Origin of the sequence: Variovorax sp. YR750 (assembly GCF_900109805.1) — a bacterium.
Classification (GTDB): Bacteria; Pseudomonadota; Gammaproteobacteria; order Burkholderiales; family Burkholderiaceae_C; genus Variovorax; species Variovorax gossypii.
The window spans coordinates 215,702-230,320 of record NZ_FOBJ01000009.1; the positions used below are offsets into that span (position 1 = coordinate 215,702).

Annotated in this window: 13 protein-coding genes; 12 read left to right on the plus strand and 1 reads right to left on the minus strand. The window is 65.7% G+C overall.

Annotated elements, in window-relative coordinates; translation table 11 throughout:
- The first annotated feature begins 188 nt into the window (after nucleotides 1-188).
- From BMY35_RS19910 to ileS, 11 genes are all read left to right on the plus strand, one after another.
- Entirely contained in the window at nucleotides 189-1,028 is an 840-nt protein-coding gene (locus tag BMY35_RS19910; protein ID WP_093202703.1) for an AraC family transcriptional regulator, read from the plus strand.
- 283 nt (nucleotides 1,029-1,311) lie between these two features.
- Complete coding sequence (locus BMY35_RS19915; RefSeq protein WP_093202706.1) at nucleotides 1,312-2,304, plus strand: class I SAM-dependent methyltransferase; 993 nt, start codon at nucleotides 1,312-1,314, stop codon at nucleotides 2,302-2,304.
- Between the two features lie 67 nt (nucleotides 2,305-2,371).
- A complete protein-coding gene (locus BMY35_RS19920; RefSeq protein WP_093202709.1) occupies nucleotides 2,372-3,196 on the plus strand; it encodes a hypothetical protein in 825 nt (274 codons plus the stop codon).
- 65 nt (nucleotides 3,197-3,261) lie between these two features.
- Nucleotides 3,262-3,573 (plus strand): DUF1330 domain-containing protein, encoded by a 312-nt coding sequence (locus tag BMY35_RS19925; RefSeq protein WP_093202712.1) that lies wholly within the window; start codon nucleotides 3,262-3,264, stop codon nucleotides 3,571-3,573.
- Between the two features lie 89 nt (nucleotides 3,574-3,662).
- Nucleotides 3,663-4,586, plus strand: a complete 924-nt coding sequence (locus tag BMY35_RS19930) for a DMT family transporter (RefSeq protein ID WP_093202714.1) — start codon at nucleotides 3,663-3,665, stop codon at nucleotides 4,584-4,586.
- A gap of 37 nt (nucleotides 4,587-4,623) precedes the next feature.
- A complete protein-coding gene (locus BMY35_RS19935; RefSeq protein WP_093202717.1) occupies nucleotides 4,624-5,349 on the plus strand; it encodes an alanyl-tRNA editing protein in 726 nt (241 codons plus the stop codon).
- Nucleotides 5,350-5,359: 10 nt separating this feature from the next.
- Nucleotides 5,360-6,016 carry a Rieske 2Fe-2S domain-containing protein gene (locus BMY35_RS19940; RefSeq protein ID WP_093202720.1) on the plus strand — a complete coding sequence of 219 codons (657 nt, stop codon included), beginning with the start codon at nucleotides 5,360-5,362 and terminating at the stop codon, nucleotides 6,014-6,016.
- Nucleotides 6,017-6,289: 273 nt separating this feature from the next.
- Complete coding sequence (locus BMY35_RS19945) at nucleotides 6,290-7,408, plus strand: Leu/Phe/Val dehydrogenase (protein WP_256228917.1); 1,119 nt, start codon at nucleotides 6,290-6,292, stop codon at nucleotides 7,406-7,408.
- Nucleotides 7,405-8,544, plus strand: coding sequence for an acetylornithine deacetylase (gene argE / locus BMY35_RS19950; RefSeq protein WP_093202722.1), 1,140 nt, complete (start codon nucleotides 7,405-7,407; stop codon nucleotides 8,542-8,544). Before BMY35_RS19945 ends, argE begins: the two co-directional genes overlap by 4 nt.
- Nucleotides 8,541-9,902: an MFS transporter gene (locus tag BMY35_RS19955; RefSeq protein ID WP_093202725.1), complete on the plus strand. Its 1,362-nt coding sequence runs from the start codon at nucleotides 8,541-8,543 to the stop codon at nucleotides 9,900-9,902. Before argE ends, BMY35_RS19955 begins: the two co-directional genes overlap by 4 nt.
- 76 nt (nucleotides 9,903-9,978) lie before the next feature.
- Nucleotides 9,979-12,771, plus strand: a complete 2,793-nt coding sequence (ileS, locus tag BMY35_RS19960; RefSeq protein WP_093202728.1) for an isoleucine--tRNA ligase — start codon at nucleotides 9,979-9,981, stop codon at nucleotides 12,769-12,771.
- 26 nt (nucleotides 12,772-12,797) lie between these two features.
- Here the strand turns inward: ileS and BMY35_RS19965 are convergent, their stop codons facing one another.
- The gene (locus BMY35_RS19965) at nucleotides 12,798-13,724 is read right to left on the minus strand and encodes a LysR family transcriptional regulator (RefSeq protein WP_093202730.1); all 927 of its coding nucleotides are present in this window, start codon (nucleotides 13,722-13,724) and stop codon (nucleotides 12,798-12,800) included.
- 142 nt (nucleotides 13,725-13,866) lie between these two features.
- On the opposite strand from BMY35_RS19965, the gene BMY35_RS19970 reads away from it, so the two are divergent.
- Nucleotides 13,867-14,604, plus strand: coding sequence for an SDR family NAD(P)-dependent oxidoreductase (locus BMY35_RS19970; protein WP_093202733.1), 738 nt, complete (start codon nucleotides 13,867-13,869; stop codon nucleotides 14,602-14,604).
- The last annotated feature ends 15 nt before the right edge of the window (nucleotides 14,605-14,619 follow it).

Here is a 14,619-nt window from a genome sequence, read left to right on the forward strand (position 1 = left end):
GGAATGCAGACGGCCCGCAAAATGGCATAGCGTTTGCTTGAATCGAGTCACCGCGACCGGAAGCTTCCCGCTTCACCCAAGATCGCGCTGTAATCACCGGAACGAGACGGCCTTGCTCACCATTCAGGTGCCATCGACCGGTTGAACGAAGGGTGCGTTGCAACCGCTGATCCAAACGGAGGTATTCGTTGGCCAAGCTGGACCCTCTGAACACGTCGCGCTACTGGCATGCATCCGGCATCCCCGGCATGGACATGCTGCACGCCGACTTCACCACGCACGAATACGCGCCGCACGTGCACCATTCCTTCGTGATCGCGGTCACCGAAGTGGGCGGCGCGGAATTCAAGAGCCGCGGCCGCACCGGCATTGCGCATCAGCAGGCGCTGCTCGTCTTCAACCCTTCCGAGCCCCATTCGGGCCGCATGGGCGGCAGCAACCGGTGGCGATACCGGGCGCTCTACCTGGCCGACCCGGGCATCAGGCACCTGATGAGCACACTGGGAGTCGACCAGACCCGATACTTTGGTTCCAACATCTACGACGATCCGGAACTCATTGCCTGCTTCCTGGAGTTGCATCGGGCCTTCGACGGAGACAGCGGCCAATGGGATCCGCTGCGACAGCAGGAGCTCTTCGTCCATAGCTTCGGAACGCTTTTCCAGAACCACGCGCAGCCAGGCCAGCGCGTGCTTCCGGTGCCGGCGGATGCGAGCGTGCTCGCGCCGGTGCTGGAACTGCTGCGCGATGCCTTCGCGGAACGCCTGACCCTCGAGCAGATGGCGGCCGCGGCCGACCTGACGCCCTTCCAGCTGATCGGCGCATTCAACCGGACGATCGGCCTGACGCCGCACATGTACCTGACGCAGCTGCGTCTCAGGGCCGCCATCGGTCTTCTCACCGCGGGCCGTCCCCTGATCGAGGCCGCGGTCGCGAGCGGCTTCTACGACCAGAGCGCCCTCACCCGGCACTTCAAGCGCACCTTCGGCATGACGCCCCTGCAGTACGTCCGCGCGCGGATCAACTGAAAGGCCGAGAGCCTGACTCGCTCCCCGCGATACGCGCCGGGGCACCTTCACTTTTCCCGATACCACCTCGCGCGACATATGCGCGCCGGGTCGGCTTTACCTCGTCCGTTCCGGCCTCGCCAGGCCGGCCGCATTCTTTCGGCTCTCTTTTTTGGCTCTTGCTGCTGTGCCGCAATTTTTACCAATACGGCCTCCGGCACCCTGACTATCGTGCAACTAAATGGTTTCGGCCATTGCAAAGTAATCAGTTCGTTTTCAATAGTGTTTAACCCACAGGTGACCCATGCAAAATGTTGATCGCGGCATTACTGGTTCTTCCCTCGCAGGTTCTGCAATCCTGCTGGAAATAGGCGCTGAATACGGAGTCATCGATTTCCTCCAGAAATCGCCGATCGTGGACGCGGCAGCCGCTTCCCGCTCCTGCGGCATCAAGGAATCGGTCATTTCGGCCTACCTCGATTCGCTGAGCAAGGCCGGCATCATCGAGGACCTCGGCACCAAGGCACCGCCCACCTACAAGGTCGGCAGCAATTTCGACGAGCTGATCAACGAGGTCGGGTACCTCTCCTGGGCGCTTCGCGCCTGCGCGCCCCTGATCAACAACGCGAAGGAATTCTCGGAACGCAACGAGGAAGCTCAGGCCAAGTACCCGCGCAGCGGCGGCCTGGTCGCCCGCACGTCGAAGTGGATGGGGGAAAAGTCCTTCTATCCCCAGCCGGAGAACGCCATCGTCGCGATGGCACCAAAGAAAATCGTGGATCTTGGATCGGGCTCCGGCGGCTTCCTGATCCGCATGCTGCGCAAGATCCCGGGCTCCACGGGCGTGGGCATCGACCTGAGCGCATCGGCCACCGAGCAGGCCGTGCAGGCCGCCAAGGACGCCGGCATGAGCGACCGGCTGCAATTCGTGACGGCCCCCATCCAGGTGCTCGTGGAAGACGCGTCCCTCATCAAGGACGCCGACATCATCCACGCGGGCTTCGTCATGCACGACCTGCTTCCGGCCGAGGAAGCGACGCTCGACGCATTGCTGCGCGCCTGCTGCGCCTATGCGATCAAGGGCACTCTGATCATCGTCGATGCAATTCCCGTCGCCCAGTCGAATTGGGAAAAGCCGTTCGCGGCGGCATTCAACCACCTTCACAACCATTTCATGTCCAGGCGTCTTCTTAGCGAAGAAGAGTGGACTGAAAAATTGTTCCGCGCGGGATTTTCCAACGTGCGGATCGAAGTACTCGATCACCCTGGAGGGCGCATGCTGATGGCAAGCAAGTAATCAAGAAATTCAATTCTTCGTTTTTTCCTCGTGGCATTTTTTAACCAACCGTAATTAGGAGAAAGAAATGAGCGTTACCATTTCCGATCTGGTCGAAAGAGTTAAAAGTCATCGTTGCTATTCGCACCCGATTTTCAAGAATTGGGCGAAGGTCGAACCGGAGCCGCCCGTCGTCGGGGCGCTTTTCCACCAGATCCAGAGCTTCTGCGCGTCGACGCGTCCTGGATGGGCCTTCCCCGATGCACTGAAGGCGCACGGGCTGCACAGGCAAAGCGAGCTGCTCGAGGAAATCGTCGAGAGCGAATCGGGCCACGGCCCCGAGTTGGCGACCATGGCCGGCTACATCGTCAACCAGTCGGCCGAGCAGCCCGTCTTCGCGGACCTCTACAACCAGGAGAAGGTCGAGGCGAAGCTGAAGGCCTTCTCCGACCAGCTGCTCGGCTCCCTGCCCGGCTACGACATGGAGACCGGCCTGACCACCCAGGTCCGCAAGGCCATCGGCGTGTTCGACCACCGCAAGCTGACGGACATCGAGAACACCTACCGCAACCTCGGCACCACGCTGGCGCTGGAGATGATCTCGAACCAGCAGCTGATCCCCGGCGAGAAGTACTGCCTGGTGGACAGCGGCATCTACAACGCCGATCTCGAAGTGCCCGAGATGCACTACCTGCTGGAGCACTGGGGCGAAGTCGGCGCCGAGCAGCACCACGAGCAGAACGCGCGCACCGCCGTCGAGCTCGCGCTGAAGACGGAGTACGCGCACCTGGTCATCGAAGGCGCTGACGACTTCCTCGACTCGCTGACCGGCCTCTGGGACATCCTGGACGCGGCCCTGCTGCAGTCCGGCGTCGCGGCGCAGGCGCAGCAGCGCAAGGTGGCCTACGTCTGAAGGCGGCCGACGACGTCTTCTCCGCGCTCGGACACAGCGTTCATTGAAGCGAGTCGGGTAGCCACATGGTCGCCTATCTGATTGGCCGGATGTCCATCGTGAATCCGGACCAGTACAACGAGTACAAGCAACTCACGCCCGGCATCGTCGAGAAGTTCGGCGGCAGGTTCCTGACGCGGGGAGGCGAGCGCATGCACCTGGAAGGCGCTCACGACGACAGGCGCGTGGTTCTTGTCGAGTTCAAGACCGCGGACGCGGCGAGGGAGTTCTACGAATCGCCCGAATACACCCACGCAAGAGGGTTGCGAAAAGACGCCGCGGTCGACATGCAGCTCATGGTGATCGAAGGATTCGAAGAGCCGCTACTACGGCCCTAGCTTCTCGCCTTCGCCATGTCTGTCCTCCAGATCATTCACAACAAACCGAGCGATACGACCGATGGAGACCCGGTCGTATCGAACAGAACATGACGACAACCATCGCACTACCGGCTGCCTCGAAGAGCAGCTTCTTCTCGTTCGTCGCGCTGCTGCTGGGCGCGGCGGCATTGGCACTGGGCGGCGTCTTCCTGCGCCACAGCGAACTGCCTCCCACCGCCAGCGCGGTCTACCGGGTGGCGCTCGCGATCCCGATCTTCTTCCTGCTCGACATGCTCGCGGCAAGGGCCGAACCCGTACCCGCGAACATCGCCCCCGCCGACCGGCAGCAGCGCATGCCGGCCATTCCGGTGAAGCTCATCCTCGTTGGCTTCATCTTCTCGGGAAACCTCGCGCTCTATCACTGGTCGATGACGCTGACCACGCTGGCCAACTCCAACCTGCTGGCCAACCTCGCGCCCATCTTCGTGGTCCTCGGCTCCAGGATCTTCCTCGGCAAGCGGTTCAAGCCGGGCTTCCTGTTCGGCATGCTCTTCGCGCTGACCGGCGCGTTCATCCTCATAGGCCATCGGCTCGACTTCGGCTCCAGCTACATGGCGGGCAACCTGCTGGGGCTGCTCACTGCCGTCTTCTACGGCTCCTATCTGCTGGCGGTGAGCCTCGTGCGTTCCAACTACCGGACGATGACCGTCATGGCCTGGAGCAGCGTCGGCACCTTCATCGTGCTGCTGCCCATCACGCTGCTGCGCGGCGAATCGCTCGTGCCGCACACGCTCCACGGCGTGCTGATGCTGGTGGCGCTGGCCGTCGTTTCGCACGTCGGCGGCCAAGGCCTCATCGCCTATGCGCTGGCCAAGCTGCCTGCCGCGATGTCGTCGATCACCCTGCTGATCCAGCCCGTCATAGCCACCGTGTTCGGGGCCTATCTGTTCCACGAGTACCTGAGCGTCACCGAGTTCGTGGGCGCCGTGGTGATCCTGGTCGGCATTGTGACGGCCCGTCGTTTTTCCTGAGAAAGCAATCAAGCATCCCGCACAACCCGAGGAATTCATGTCCCAGTATCTTTGCCACATCGAACCCGATCGCCTCCAGTTCGAGGCGGACGTCATCGCACGCCGACCGAACGCAGTTCTTCTCGACAAGTCCTACTTCTATCCGGGCGGCGGCGGGCAACTGGCGGATCGCGGCACGCTGCAGTGGAACGGCAGCGAAGTGAAGATCGACCGCATCGAGATGGAAGGCAGGAACGCCTGGCACGTCTTCGACGAATCGGACATCGGCAAGGCCCCCGGCGACAAGGTGGTCGCAAGCGTCGACCAGGACTTCCGCTTCATGATGAGCCAGCTGCACACGGGCCTGCATATCCTCAACGCGCTCGTCTACCAGCGCTTCGAGGGCTCGCTGGTGACAGGCGTGCAGATGGCAGCCGATGGCACGGCCCGCATCGACTTCGACCTGCCCTCCGTCGACAACAACGAGCTGCGCAAGCTCGAGCCTCAGCTCAACAGCCTGATCTCCGACGGCCTGCAGGTGAATGCCGTGTACCTCGACGCGGCGGCGCTCTCGCTCGAGCCCGGCGTGCTGCGCAGCCGCTCGGTCGCGCCGCCTGCCCAGGACGACGGCACCACACGCATCATCGAGATCGTCGGTCTCGACCGGCAGGCCTGCGGCGGCACGCATCTCGCGAAGACTTCGCAATCGGCGCCGCTGCGCATCCTGAAGATCGAGAACAAGGGGCAGCACAACCGCAGGATCCGGATCGGCCTGCTCAAGTAGGCGGAAAGACATGCCGGCCGAAGCACCACCCGAAGCAGCCAGCTCCCGTCCCCTGCCCGAGGGCTTCCTGCCCTCGAACTGCACCTACGCGGAGCAGGACTGGCCCATTCTCGCGAGGCAGTGGTTTCCGGTCTGCCGGGCCGACGATGCGCTTGCCAGGCCCCGGCAGGTGATGGTGCTGAACCTGCGGCTGGTCATCTACCGGATGCCCGACGGCATCCGCGTCGGCCGCGACATGTGCCCGCATCGCGGGCTGCCGTTGAGCGGCGGCCGCGTCGAAGGCGAAGAACTCGTCTGCGCCTATCACGGCCTGCGATTCGGCTCCGACGGCCAGTGCACGAAGGTGCCGGAGAAGCTCGCGCCGAAGACGGCGGACTGCTTCAAGGTCACGATGTTCCCTGCGGTCGAGCGGCACGGTCTTGTCTGGACTTGCCTGATTCCGGATGCAGGACCGGAGGTTCCCGATGGAACTTCGGATTCACCATTCAAACTTTCAAGCGACCGCTTCGCTGAATCGATGGTTTTCGAATTTTTCGACAGCAGCATGATTGTCGATCCTGAAAATCATCAATCCTTGACGAACCTCGGACTCACCGAGTACCAAAGGCTTCTCGAAGAGATTGGCTTCAGCAGCGAGACAAGCCCTTCTCCGTCATCTGCCGCCTGATCTTTATCAGGCAGAAATTTTCGCCAATATCGCGGCGAATCTACCTGTCATGCTGCACCTCAAAGCGAGGCCAACACATGACGCAATCATTTCGCCAAGCAAGCACTGAAGTCCTTCCTCTATCGGGCATGGATCTCGATGTCCGTCCGGTGGAGCTTCTACTACGACTACGTCGCCTGTTGCTGTTCCTAGCCTGCTTTCGCGGGCATTGATGCGGCGGCCTTGCATTGAAGCCGGTCCGCACTCGTTCACACGAAATCCAAGAAGCACCAGATGACAGTTTTCTCCACCGAGTCTTTCGCGGACCACGAGCAGGTCGTTTTCATATCCGATGACAAGGTCGGGCTGCGGGCCATCATCGCCATCCACAGCACGCGGCTCGGGCCGGCGCTGGGTGGCTGCCGGATGTACCCGTACGCCGACGAAGCCTCCGCCCTGCGCGACGTGCTGCGGCTGTCGCGCGGCATGACCTTCAAGGCCGCGGCCGCCGGGCTGGGCCTGGGCGGCGGCAAGTCGGTGATCCTCGGAGATCCGCGCAAGAGCAAGACGCCCGAGCTGCTGCGGGCCATGGGCGTGGCAGTCAACCGCCTCGGCGGCCGCTACATCACCGCCGAGGACGTGGGCACTACCGTCGACGACTTCGCCTGGGTGAGGCAGAGCACGCGGCACGTGGTCGGCCTGCCGGTGGCACTGGGCGGCACGGGGGATCCCTCGCCGACCACTGCATTGGGCGTCTATCACGGCATCGTGGCCAGCGTCGCGCACCGGCTCGGTCGCGACCTGCGCGGGCTGACGGTGGCCGTGCAGGGCCTGGGCAACGTCGGCTGGAACCTCTGCCGGCTGCTCGCCGATGCAGGCGCGCACCTGGTCGTGACCGACATCGACGCGACGCTCGCGCACAAGGCCTCCGCCGAATTCGATGCGCTGGTGGTGGAGCCCGACGCGATCTACGCCGTGCGGGCCGACGTGTTCGCGCCCTGTGCGATGGGCGCCGTGGTGAACGACCGGACCCTGCCGCAGATGAAGTTCCGGGTGATCGCGGGCGGCTCCAACAACCAGCTTGCGCGCGACGAACACGGCAGGCAGCTGCGCGACAGGGAGATCCTGTACGCGCCCGACTTCGTCATCAACGCGGGCGGCCTGATCCGCGTGGCGTCGGAGCACGAGGGCTTCAACGCCGCGAAGGTGGATGCGCAGGTGGAAGGCATCGGCGCCACGCTGCACCGGATCTTCGAACTCGCCTCCCGCACCGGCACGCCGACCCATTCCGCGGCCATGCAGCTGGTGCAGGAGCGGCTGGGCGGACATCCCGCACAGCCCGGGCATCCCTTGCATCCGGCCGGCGGCGTCCGCGGCGGCGGCAACAACACTCTTGCCGAGCGTGTCGCATGAACACCATCGAGATCCTTCGCGCCCTGGTGGCATTCGACACGACCTCGCATCGCTCCAACCTCGACCTGATCCACTGGATCGCCGACTACCTCGCGGGGCACGGCGTCAAGGTGCAGCTCGTGCACAGCGACGACAAGCGAAAGGCGAACCTGCTCGCCAGCATCGGTCCCGACATTGCCGGCGGCATGGTGCTCTCGGGGCACAGCGATGTCGTGCCCGTGACCGACCAGAACTGGACTTCGAGTCCCTTCGCGCTGGCCGAGCGCAACGGCCGCTTCCACGGCCGCGGCGCGGCGGACATGAAGGGCTTCATCGCCGCCAGCCTCTCGGCCGTGCCCGCATGGCGGCGGCAACGGCTGCGCCGGCCGATCCACCTGGCCTTCTCCTACGACGAGGAGATCGGTTGCCTCGGCGTTCCGCAGCTCGTGGAGCAACTGAAGGCCCAGGTGCCAGCGCCTGCGCTGGCCATCATCGGCGAGCCGACCGAAATGCGGGTCGGCGTGAGGCACCGCGGCTTCTTCGGGCACCGGGCCATCTTCACCGGGCTGCCCGCGCATTCGAGCGACCCGTCGCTCGGTGCCAGCGCGATCGAGCCGGCGGCATACCTGGTCACCCGCCTGGCCGGGCTGCGGCGCCGCCTGGCGGACCAGGGCGGCGAAGCCACGATCAACATCGGCCGCATCGACGGAGGCACGGCAATCAACATCGTGCCGGGCTGCTGCGAAGTGCTGTGGGAGTTCCGCCCGAAGGACGAAGCGACAGCCGAGCTCGTGCGCAGCACGGTCCGCGAAGCGCTGGCCGACCTTCCCGCGGGCGTCACTGTCGAGGCTTCGCAGGTCGCAGGCGTGCCGGCGCTCTCGGCGCGCGACAACGACGCGGCCGTCTCGGTGGCACGCGAGCTCGGCGCCCTCTGGCCCGAGGCGGAGCTGCCCTTCGGCACCGAGGCAGGCTTCTTCCAGCAGGTCGGCATCTCGACGGTGGTGTGCGGCCCGGGCTCCATCGCCCAGGCCCACCAGCCCGACGAATGGATCGCCGCATCGCAACTGCAGGCGGCCGACCGCTTCATGCAGTCGGCCGGCGCCTGGGCGCTGGCCAAGCCCGCCGCCCGTCTCACTTCAACTCTCAAGACAGCATGAAAAACATCGACGCAGCCGCGCTGGCGGACGCCACCAGCAATTTCTCTCCGCTCGCCCCCGGCGCCCACGTGGCGCAAGGCGTGCAGACCCACGACGCCAGGCGCCGGACGATTCTTGCGGCGGTCATCGGCAACACGCTGGAGTGGTTCGACTTCGCCGTCTACGGCTTCTTCGCGCTCACCATTTCAAGGCTCTTCTTCCCCACGGGCGACGAGACCTCCTCTCTGCTGCTGACGGTCGCGACCTTCGGCGTGGGGTTCGTGATGCGGCCGATCGGTGCGATCGTGCTGGGCGCGCTCGGCGACTCGCGCGGGCGCAAGGCTGCGCTGTCGACCACGATCCTGCTGATGGCGCTGGGCACGGCCATGATCGGCTTCGCGCCGACGTACGCCGACGCGGGCCTCTGGGCGCCTGCGTGGATCGTGGTGGCGAGGCTGATCCAGGGCTTCTCCGCCGGCGGCGAGGTCGGCGGCGCGACGGCATTCCTCGTCGAGCACGCGCCCAAGGGGCGCAGGGGCTACTTCGCAAGCTGGCAGCAGGCGAGCCAGGCCGGCGCGCTGCTTCTGGGTTCGGTCTTCGGCGCGACGCTCACCGACGTGCTGACGCCCGAGCAGCTCGAGGCGTGGGGATGGCGGATTCCGTTCCTGTTCGGACTCGTCATCGGCCCGGTGGGTTGGTACATCCGCACCCGGACGCAGGAGTCGGAGAGCTTCGTGCAGGCCAAGGCGGCCCAGGGCCAGCACGGCCAGGCCTCCCCGCTGAAGCGGGCGCTCGGCTCCTACCGCAAGGAAATCATTGCCGGCTTCGGCGTGACCATCGTGTGGACGGTGTGCACGTATTTCTTCCTCGTCTACATGCCGACCTATGCGGTGCGCACGCTGAAGCTGCCGCAGAGCGTATCGCTGTGGGCCAACGGCGCGGGGCTGATGGTGCTGGTGGTGCTGGCGCCCTTCTTCGGCGCGCTGTCGGACCGGATCGGCCGCAGGCCCCTGCTGATCGGCTTCGCCACCGCGATCCTCGTGCTGGCCTATCCGGCGCTGTGGCTCCTCACGGCCGTGCCCAACCCGTCGACCCTGACCATCGTGCTGCTGGTCTTCGCGGTGCTGATCGCCGGCTTCACCGGCCCCGCGCCCGCTGCGATGGCCGAGCTCTATCCACCGGAGGTGAGGTCCACGGGTCTCTCCATTGCCTACAACTTCGCTGTCACGATCTTCGGAGGCTTCGCGCCGTTCATTGCAACGGCGCTGATCGCGCGGACCGGGAATCCGCTCGCTCCGGCCTGGTACGTGGTGTTCGCGGCGGCGGCCAGCCTGGTCGCGCTGCTGGCCGCCGGCTCGGCCCTGCGCAACAGGGACTGAGGCCGACGCGACCGATCGCTCGACCAATCAATCGATCAACAAATCGTCTCTCTCGAAAAAGAAAACACCACGCCACATGCCAGATCTAAAGAGCACCCTGAACCTGCTGACGACCCCGTTCCCGATGAAGGGAGACCTGCCCCGGCGCGAGCCGGCGCTGGTCGAGCGCTGGGCGCGGCTGCGCATCTACGAGCGGATGCGCGCCGCGGCGGCGGGACGCCCGCCGTTCATCCTGCACGACGGCCCGCCGTATGCGAACGGCGACATCCACATCGGGCACGCGGTGAACAAGGTGCTCAAGGATATGGTCTTCAAGAGCCGCTTCTTCGACGGCTTCGACTCGCAGTGGATTCCCGGCTGGGACTGCCACGGCATGCCCATCGAGCACCGCATCGAGCAGATGAACGGCCGGGGCCTGCCGACCGAGCAGGTGCAGCAGCTGTGCCGCGAATACGCCCTTTCGCAGACGCAGAGCCAGAAGAAGGACTTCCTGCGCCTGGGCCTGCTCGGCGACTGGGACAACGCCTTTCGCACGATGGATTTCGAGACCGAGGCCAATGAGATCCGCTTTCTCGACCGCATCCGGCAACGCGGCCTTCTGTTTCGCGGCCAGAAGCCGGTGAACTGGTGCGTCGATTGCCAGTCGGCCCTGGCCGAGGCGGAGCTGGAGTACGCGAACAAGCGATCGACGACCGCGTATGTGGGGCAGCGGGTCGTGGATGCGGCCGACCTCGCGGCGCGCTTCAGCCTTGCCATCGCGCCCGGCAGGCAGGCCCGCGTGGTGATCTGGACCACGACTCCGTGGACGTTGCCCGGCAACGCGGCCGTAGGCCTGGACCCGCAGGCCAGCTACGGCCTGTACGACTCGCCCGACGGCATGCTGGTGATGGCGGCGGAGACCGGCGGCAAGCTGCTGCAGTCCTTCGGTGTCGAGCACGAGCTCTGCGCGGTCGCGCCCGGCGCGGACCTCGTCGGCCTCGTGCTGAAGCATCCGCTGCGGGACGTCGACGTGCCCGTGGTGGCCGCCGACTTCGTCTCGCTGGAGACCGGCACCGGCCTCGTGCACCTCGCGCCGGCGCACGGCGCGGAAGACTTCGAGCTGTGCCGCGGCCTCGGCATCGCCGGCGACAACGTGATCGACGGTGCCGGCCGCTTCGTGGCGAGCCTGCCTGCCATCGGCGGCATGTCGCTCGAGGAAGGCAGCAAGGCCATTCTCGAAACTCTGAAGGCGGATGGCTCGCTGCTCAGGCAGGAGCGCATCGAGCATTCGTACCCTCACTGCTGGCGCCACAAGACGCCGATCCTGTTCCGCTCGACGACGCAATGGTTCATTGCCATGGACCATCCCGCGACGGGCGATGCGCGCACGCTGCGCGAGACCGCGCGAGAGGCGATCAGGGACGTGCCGTTCTACCCCGCTTCGGGCCGCTCGCGCATGGAAGCGATGATCGACGGCCGGCCCGACTGGTGCGTCTCGCGGCAGCGCGCCTGGGGCGTTCCGCTCGCCTTCTTCGTCAGGCGCAGCGACAACTCGCTGCACCCCGAGACCTCACGCCTCATCGAGGAAGTGGCGCGGCGCGTGGAGCGCGAAGGAATTTCCGCCTGGACTCGATTGAGTCCCGCGGACCTGGGCGTGGATGAGTCGGAGTTCGAGAAGCTGTCCGATACCCTCGACGTGTGGTTCGACTCCGGCTCCATCCACGCAACCGTCTACCGGGACCCGCGGCGCCCCGACGCGCACGGCCATCCGGCGGACCTGTACCTGGAGGGCTCCGACCAGCACAGGGGCTGGTTCGGCTCCTCGCTCATGACGGGCTGCGCGGCGGACGGCCACGCGCCGTTCAAGGCCGTGCTGACCCATGGCTTCGCCGTCGATGGAAACGGCAAGAAGATGAGCAAGTCGCTGGGCAACACGGTGAGCCCCCAGCAGGTGGCCGGAACGCGGGGCGCGGAGATCATCCGGCTGTGGATCGCGAGCACGGACTACTCGACGGACATCTCAGTTTCGGAAGAGATCCTGGACCGCGTCGTCGAGATGTACCGGCGCATCCGCAACACGATCCGCTTCCTGCTGCTGAACGTGTCGGACTTCGATGCGGGCGCCGACCGGGTGCCCGTGGAATATCTCGAAAGCGTCGACCGGCACGCTCTGGCCCGTTGCCGCGAATTGGCGGAGCAATGCCGCAAGGGCTACCGCGACTACGACTTCGTGGCCGTCACACGGCTGGTGCACGGCTACTGCGCCGACGAACTCGGCGGCTTCTATCTCGACGTACTGAAAGACCGGCTGTACGCCGGCGCACGCGACAGCCGCGACAGGCGCTCCGCGCAGACGGCGCTGCACGTCATCCTGGAGAACCTGCTGCTGCTCGTGGCCCCCATCCTCAGCTTCACGGCCGAGGAAGCCTGGGGAGTGCTGCACGAATCGTCCGCCGGGGACGACAGCGTGTTCCTCTACACCTGGGACGAGGCCGTGCCGCCGGTTACGGACGATCCGGAGGCTGCCGAGTTCTGGCGGCACGCGAGACAGCTCCGACCGAGCGTGATGAAGGCCATCGAGGATGTCCGCTCGTCCGGGAGCATCGGCCGCTCGGGCGAAGCGAGCGTTGTCATCGAGGCGCCAGCCGAGATCGTCGGATCGCTTTCGTTCCTGCGCGCCGAGCTGGCGTCGATCTTCATCGTTGCCGACGTGACCTTGAAGGAGGCCGACAAGGTCGACGTCAAAGTCAGGCGCACCGCGTCGCTGCGCTGCATGAGGTGCTGGAGGCACGACGCCTCGGTGCATGACGACACCGATGCCGAGCAGGGAATGCTTTGCGACCGCTGCAGGACGGTGCTGGCCGGCTTTCCCGAGCTGTCCGGTGCGTGAGGCAGGCGCGCAAGCCGATGCCTTGCTCAGGACGGGGGAGTCTCGCCCTGCCCGCGCTCCGCCAGGAAGTCGATGAATGCCCGCACGCGCGATGGCAGCAGGCGGCCATGCGGGTACATCAGGCTGACGGGACGTGAACGCCCGCCGAAGGGCTGCAGCACCTCGACCAGCTCGCCATTGGCCAGCTCCTTCTCGACCGTGAAGCGATAGGCCTGGAAGAGCCCCGCTCCGGCCTTGGCCAGGGTCACGCCGGCGAGCACGTCCTCCGCGCAGTTGTAGTGGCCCGTGGAGAAGACTTCCTTCTCGCGGCCGTCTTCCATGAACAGCCACGCGATCTGCCTGCCGCTGCTGGGCAGGTCGAACTGGATGCACTCGTGCTGCGCCAGGTCCGCGAGCGTTGTGGGCCGGCCCGCGCGCTGGAGGTAGCCGGGGCTGGCGACGACGACCAGTTCGGCATCTTCGAGGTGCCGGGCCACCATCGTCGAATCGGGCTGAGCCCGCAGGCGGATCGCGACGTCGAAGTTCTCTTCGCGAAAGTCGACATTGCGGTTGCTGACGTGCACCTCCACGCGGATCAGCGGGTACTGCGCGCGAAACGCGGGCAGCAGCGGCAGCAGGCGGTGGTGCCCGTAGGTGGTGGGTGCGCTGATGCGGATGGTGCCGCTGGGCTGCACCTGTTCGCCGGTGACCTTGCGCTCCGCCTCGACCAGTTGCTGGAGCGCGGCACGGCACTGCTCGAAGTACTCCCGGCCTGCCTCGGTAAGGCGACTGCTGCGCGTGGAACGCACGAACAGGCGCACCCCCAGGCGCTTTTCGAGGCGCGAGACCGACCGGCTGACCGCCGCGGGCGTGACGCCCGCGATGCTGGCTGCCGCGGTGAAGTTGCCCGACTCCGCGGCGAGGCAGAACAGTTCGATGCTGCCCAGCAGCACATCGTCGAATTGCCGGTGCATATTCATTACGCCATGTATCAATACAAGTGCTCTGGAGCCTATTTTTTGCGCATGACGTTGTCAATAAAGTCCCACTCAACCGGTGGGCGCACAGAAAAAGAGCCACCGGCCTCCCTGAAACCCAACCCATCCGAGGTACTCCATGAGCAAGTCTGAACAGAACACCGTCGTCATTACCGGCGCCAGCAGCGGCATCGGCCTGGGCCTGGCCGATGCCTTCCTGAAGCGGGGCTACAACGTGGTCGGCACCGGCCGCTCCGCCGATCGCCTGCAGGCCGCGGCCCGCACGCTCGATGCGGGAGACCGCTTCCTCGCCGTCGCGGGCGATGCCGGCCAGCCCGAGTCCGCGAAGAATGTCTTCGAGCAAGCCATCGCCCGCTTCGGCAAGGTGGACGTGCTGGTGAACAACGCCGGCATCTTTGCCGCGCAGCCCTTCGTGCAGTTCACGCCCGAACAGATCGAGGAACAGATCGGCACCAACCTGAAGGGCGTGCTGTACGCGTCGCAGGAGGCGGCCCGCCACATGATCGGGCGCAAGCAAGGGAAGATCGTCAACATCACGGCCGCGCTGGCGATGCAGCCGCACAGCGGCGTGCCGGCGCTGCTGGCGGTCGCGCTGAAGGGCGGCGTCAACGACGCCACGCGCGCGCTGGCGCTCGAGCTGGCACCGCACGGCATCACCGTCAACGCCGTCGCGCCGGGCCTGGTCGATACGCCGATGCATGCGCCGCAGTCGCACGACTTCCTGGCCAAGCTGGCGCCGCTCAATCGCATCGCGAGCGTGGGCGAGATCGCGGACGCGGTGCTCTACCTGGTCGACGCGGACTTCGTGACCGGCACCGTGCTGCCGGTCGACGGCGGCTTCAGCGCGGGCCGCTGAGGCGCTTTTTTTCAT

What these genes read in the sequence shown, in the direction of transcription:
- BMY35_RS19920 (WP_093202709.1), top strand. Translation starts at nt 2,372, where the DNA reads ATGAGCGTTACCATTTCCGATCTGGTCGAAAGAGTTAAAAGTCATCGT.
- BMY35_RS19945 (WP_256228917.1), top strand. Translation starts at nt 6,290, where the DNA reads ATGACAGTTTTCTCCACCGAGTCTTTCGCGGACCACGAGCAGGTCGTT.
- BMY35_RS19965 (WP_093202730.1), bottom strand. Translation starts at nt 13,724, where the DNA reads ATGCACCGGCAATTCGACGATGTGCTGCTGGGCAGCATCGAACTGTTC.
- BMY35_RS19930 (WP_093202714.1), top strand. Translation starts at nt 3,663, where the DNA reads ATGACGACAACCATCGCACTACCGGCTGCCTCGAAGAGCAGCTTCTTC.
- BMY35_RS19955 (WP_093202725.1), top strand. Translation starts at nt 8,541, where the DNA reads ATGAAAAACATCGACGCAGCCGCGCTGGCGGACGCCACCAGCAATTTC.
- BMY35_RS19925 (WP_093202712.1), top strand. Translation starts at nt 3,262, where the DNA reads ATGGTCGCCTATCTGATTGGCCGGATGTCCATCGTGAATCCGGACCAG.
- BMY35_RS19935 (WP_093202717.1), top strand. Translation starts at nt 4,624, where the DNA reads ATGTCCCAGTATCTTTGCCACATCGAACCCGATCGCCTCCAGTTCGAG.
- ileS (WP_093202728.1), top strand. Translation starts at nt 9,979, where the DNA reads ATGCCAGATCTAAAGAGCACCCTGAACCTGCTGACGACCCCGTTCCCG.
- argE (WP_093202722.1), top strand. Translation starts at nt 7,405, where the DNA reads ATGAACACCATCGAGATCCTTCGCGCCCTGGTGGCATTCGACACGACC.
- BMY35_RS19940 (WP_093202720.1), top strand. Translation starts at nt 5,360, where the DNA reads ATGCCGGCCGAAGCACCACCCGAAGCAGCCAGCTCCCGTCCCCTGCCC.
- BMY35_RS19915 (WP_093202706.1), top strand. Translation starts at nt 1,312, where the DNA reads ATGCAAAATGTTGATCGCGGCATTACTGGTTCTTCCCTCGCAGGTTCT.
- BMY35_RS19970 (WP_093202733.1), top strand. Translation starts at nt 13,867, where the DNA reads ATGAGCAAGTCTGAACAGAACACCGTCGTCATTACCGGCGCCAGCAGC.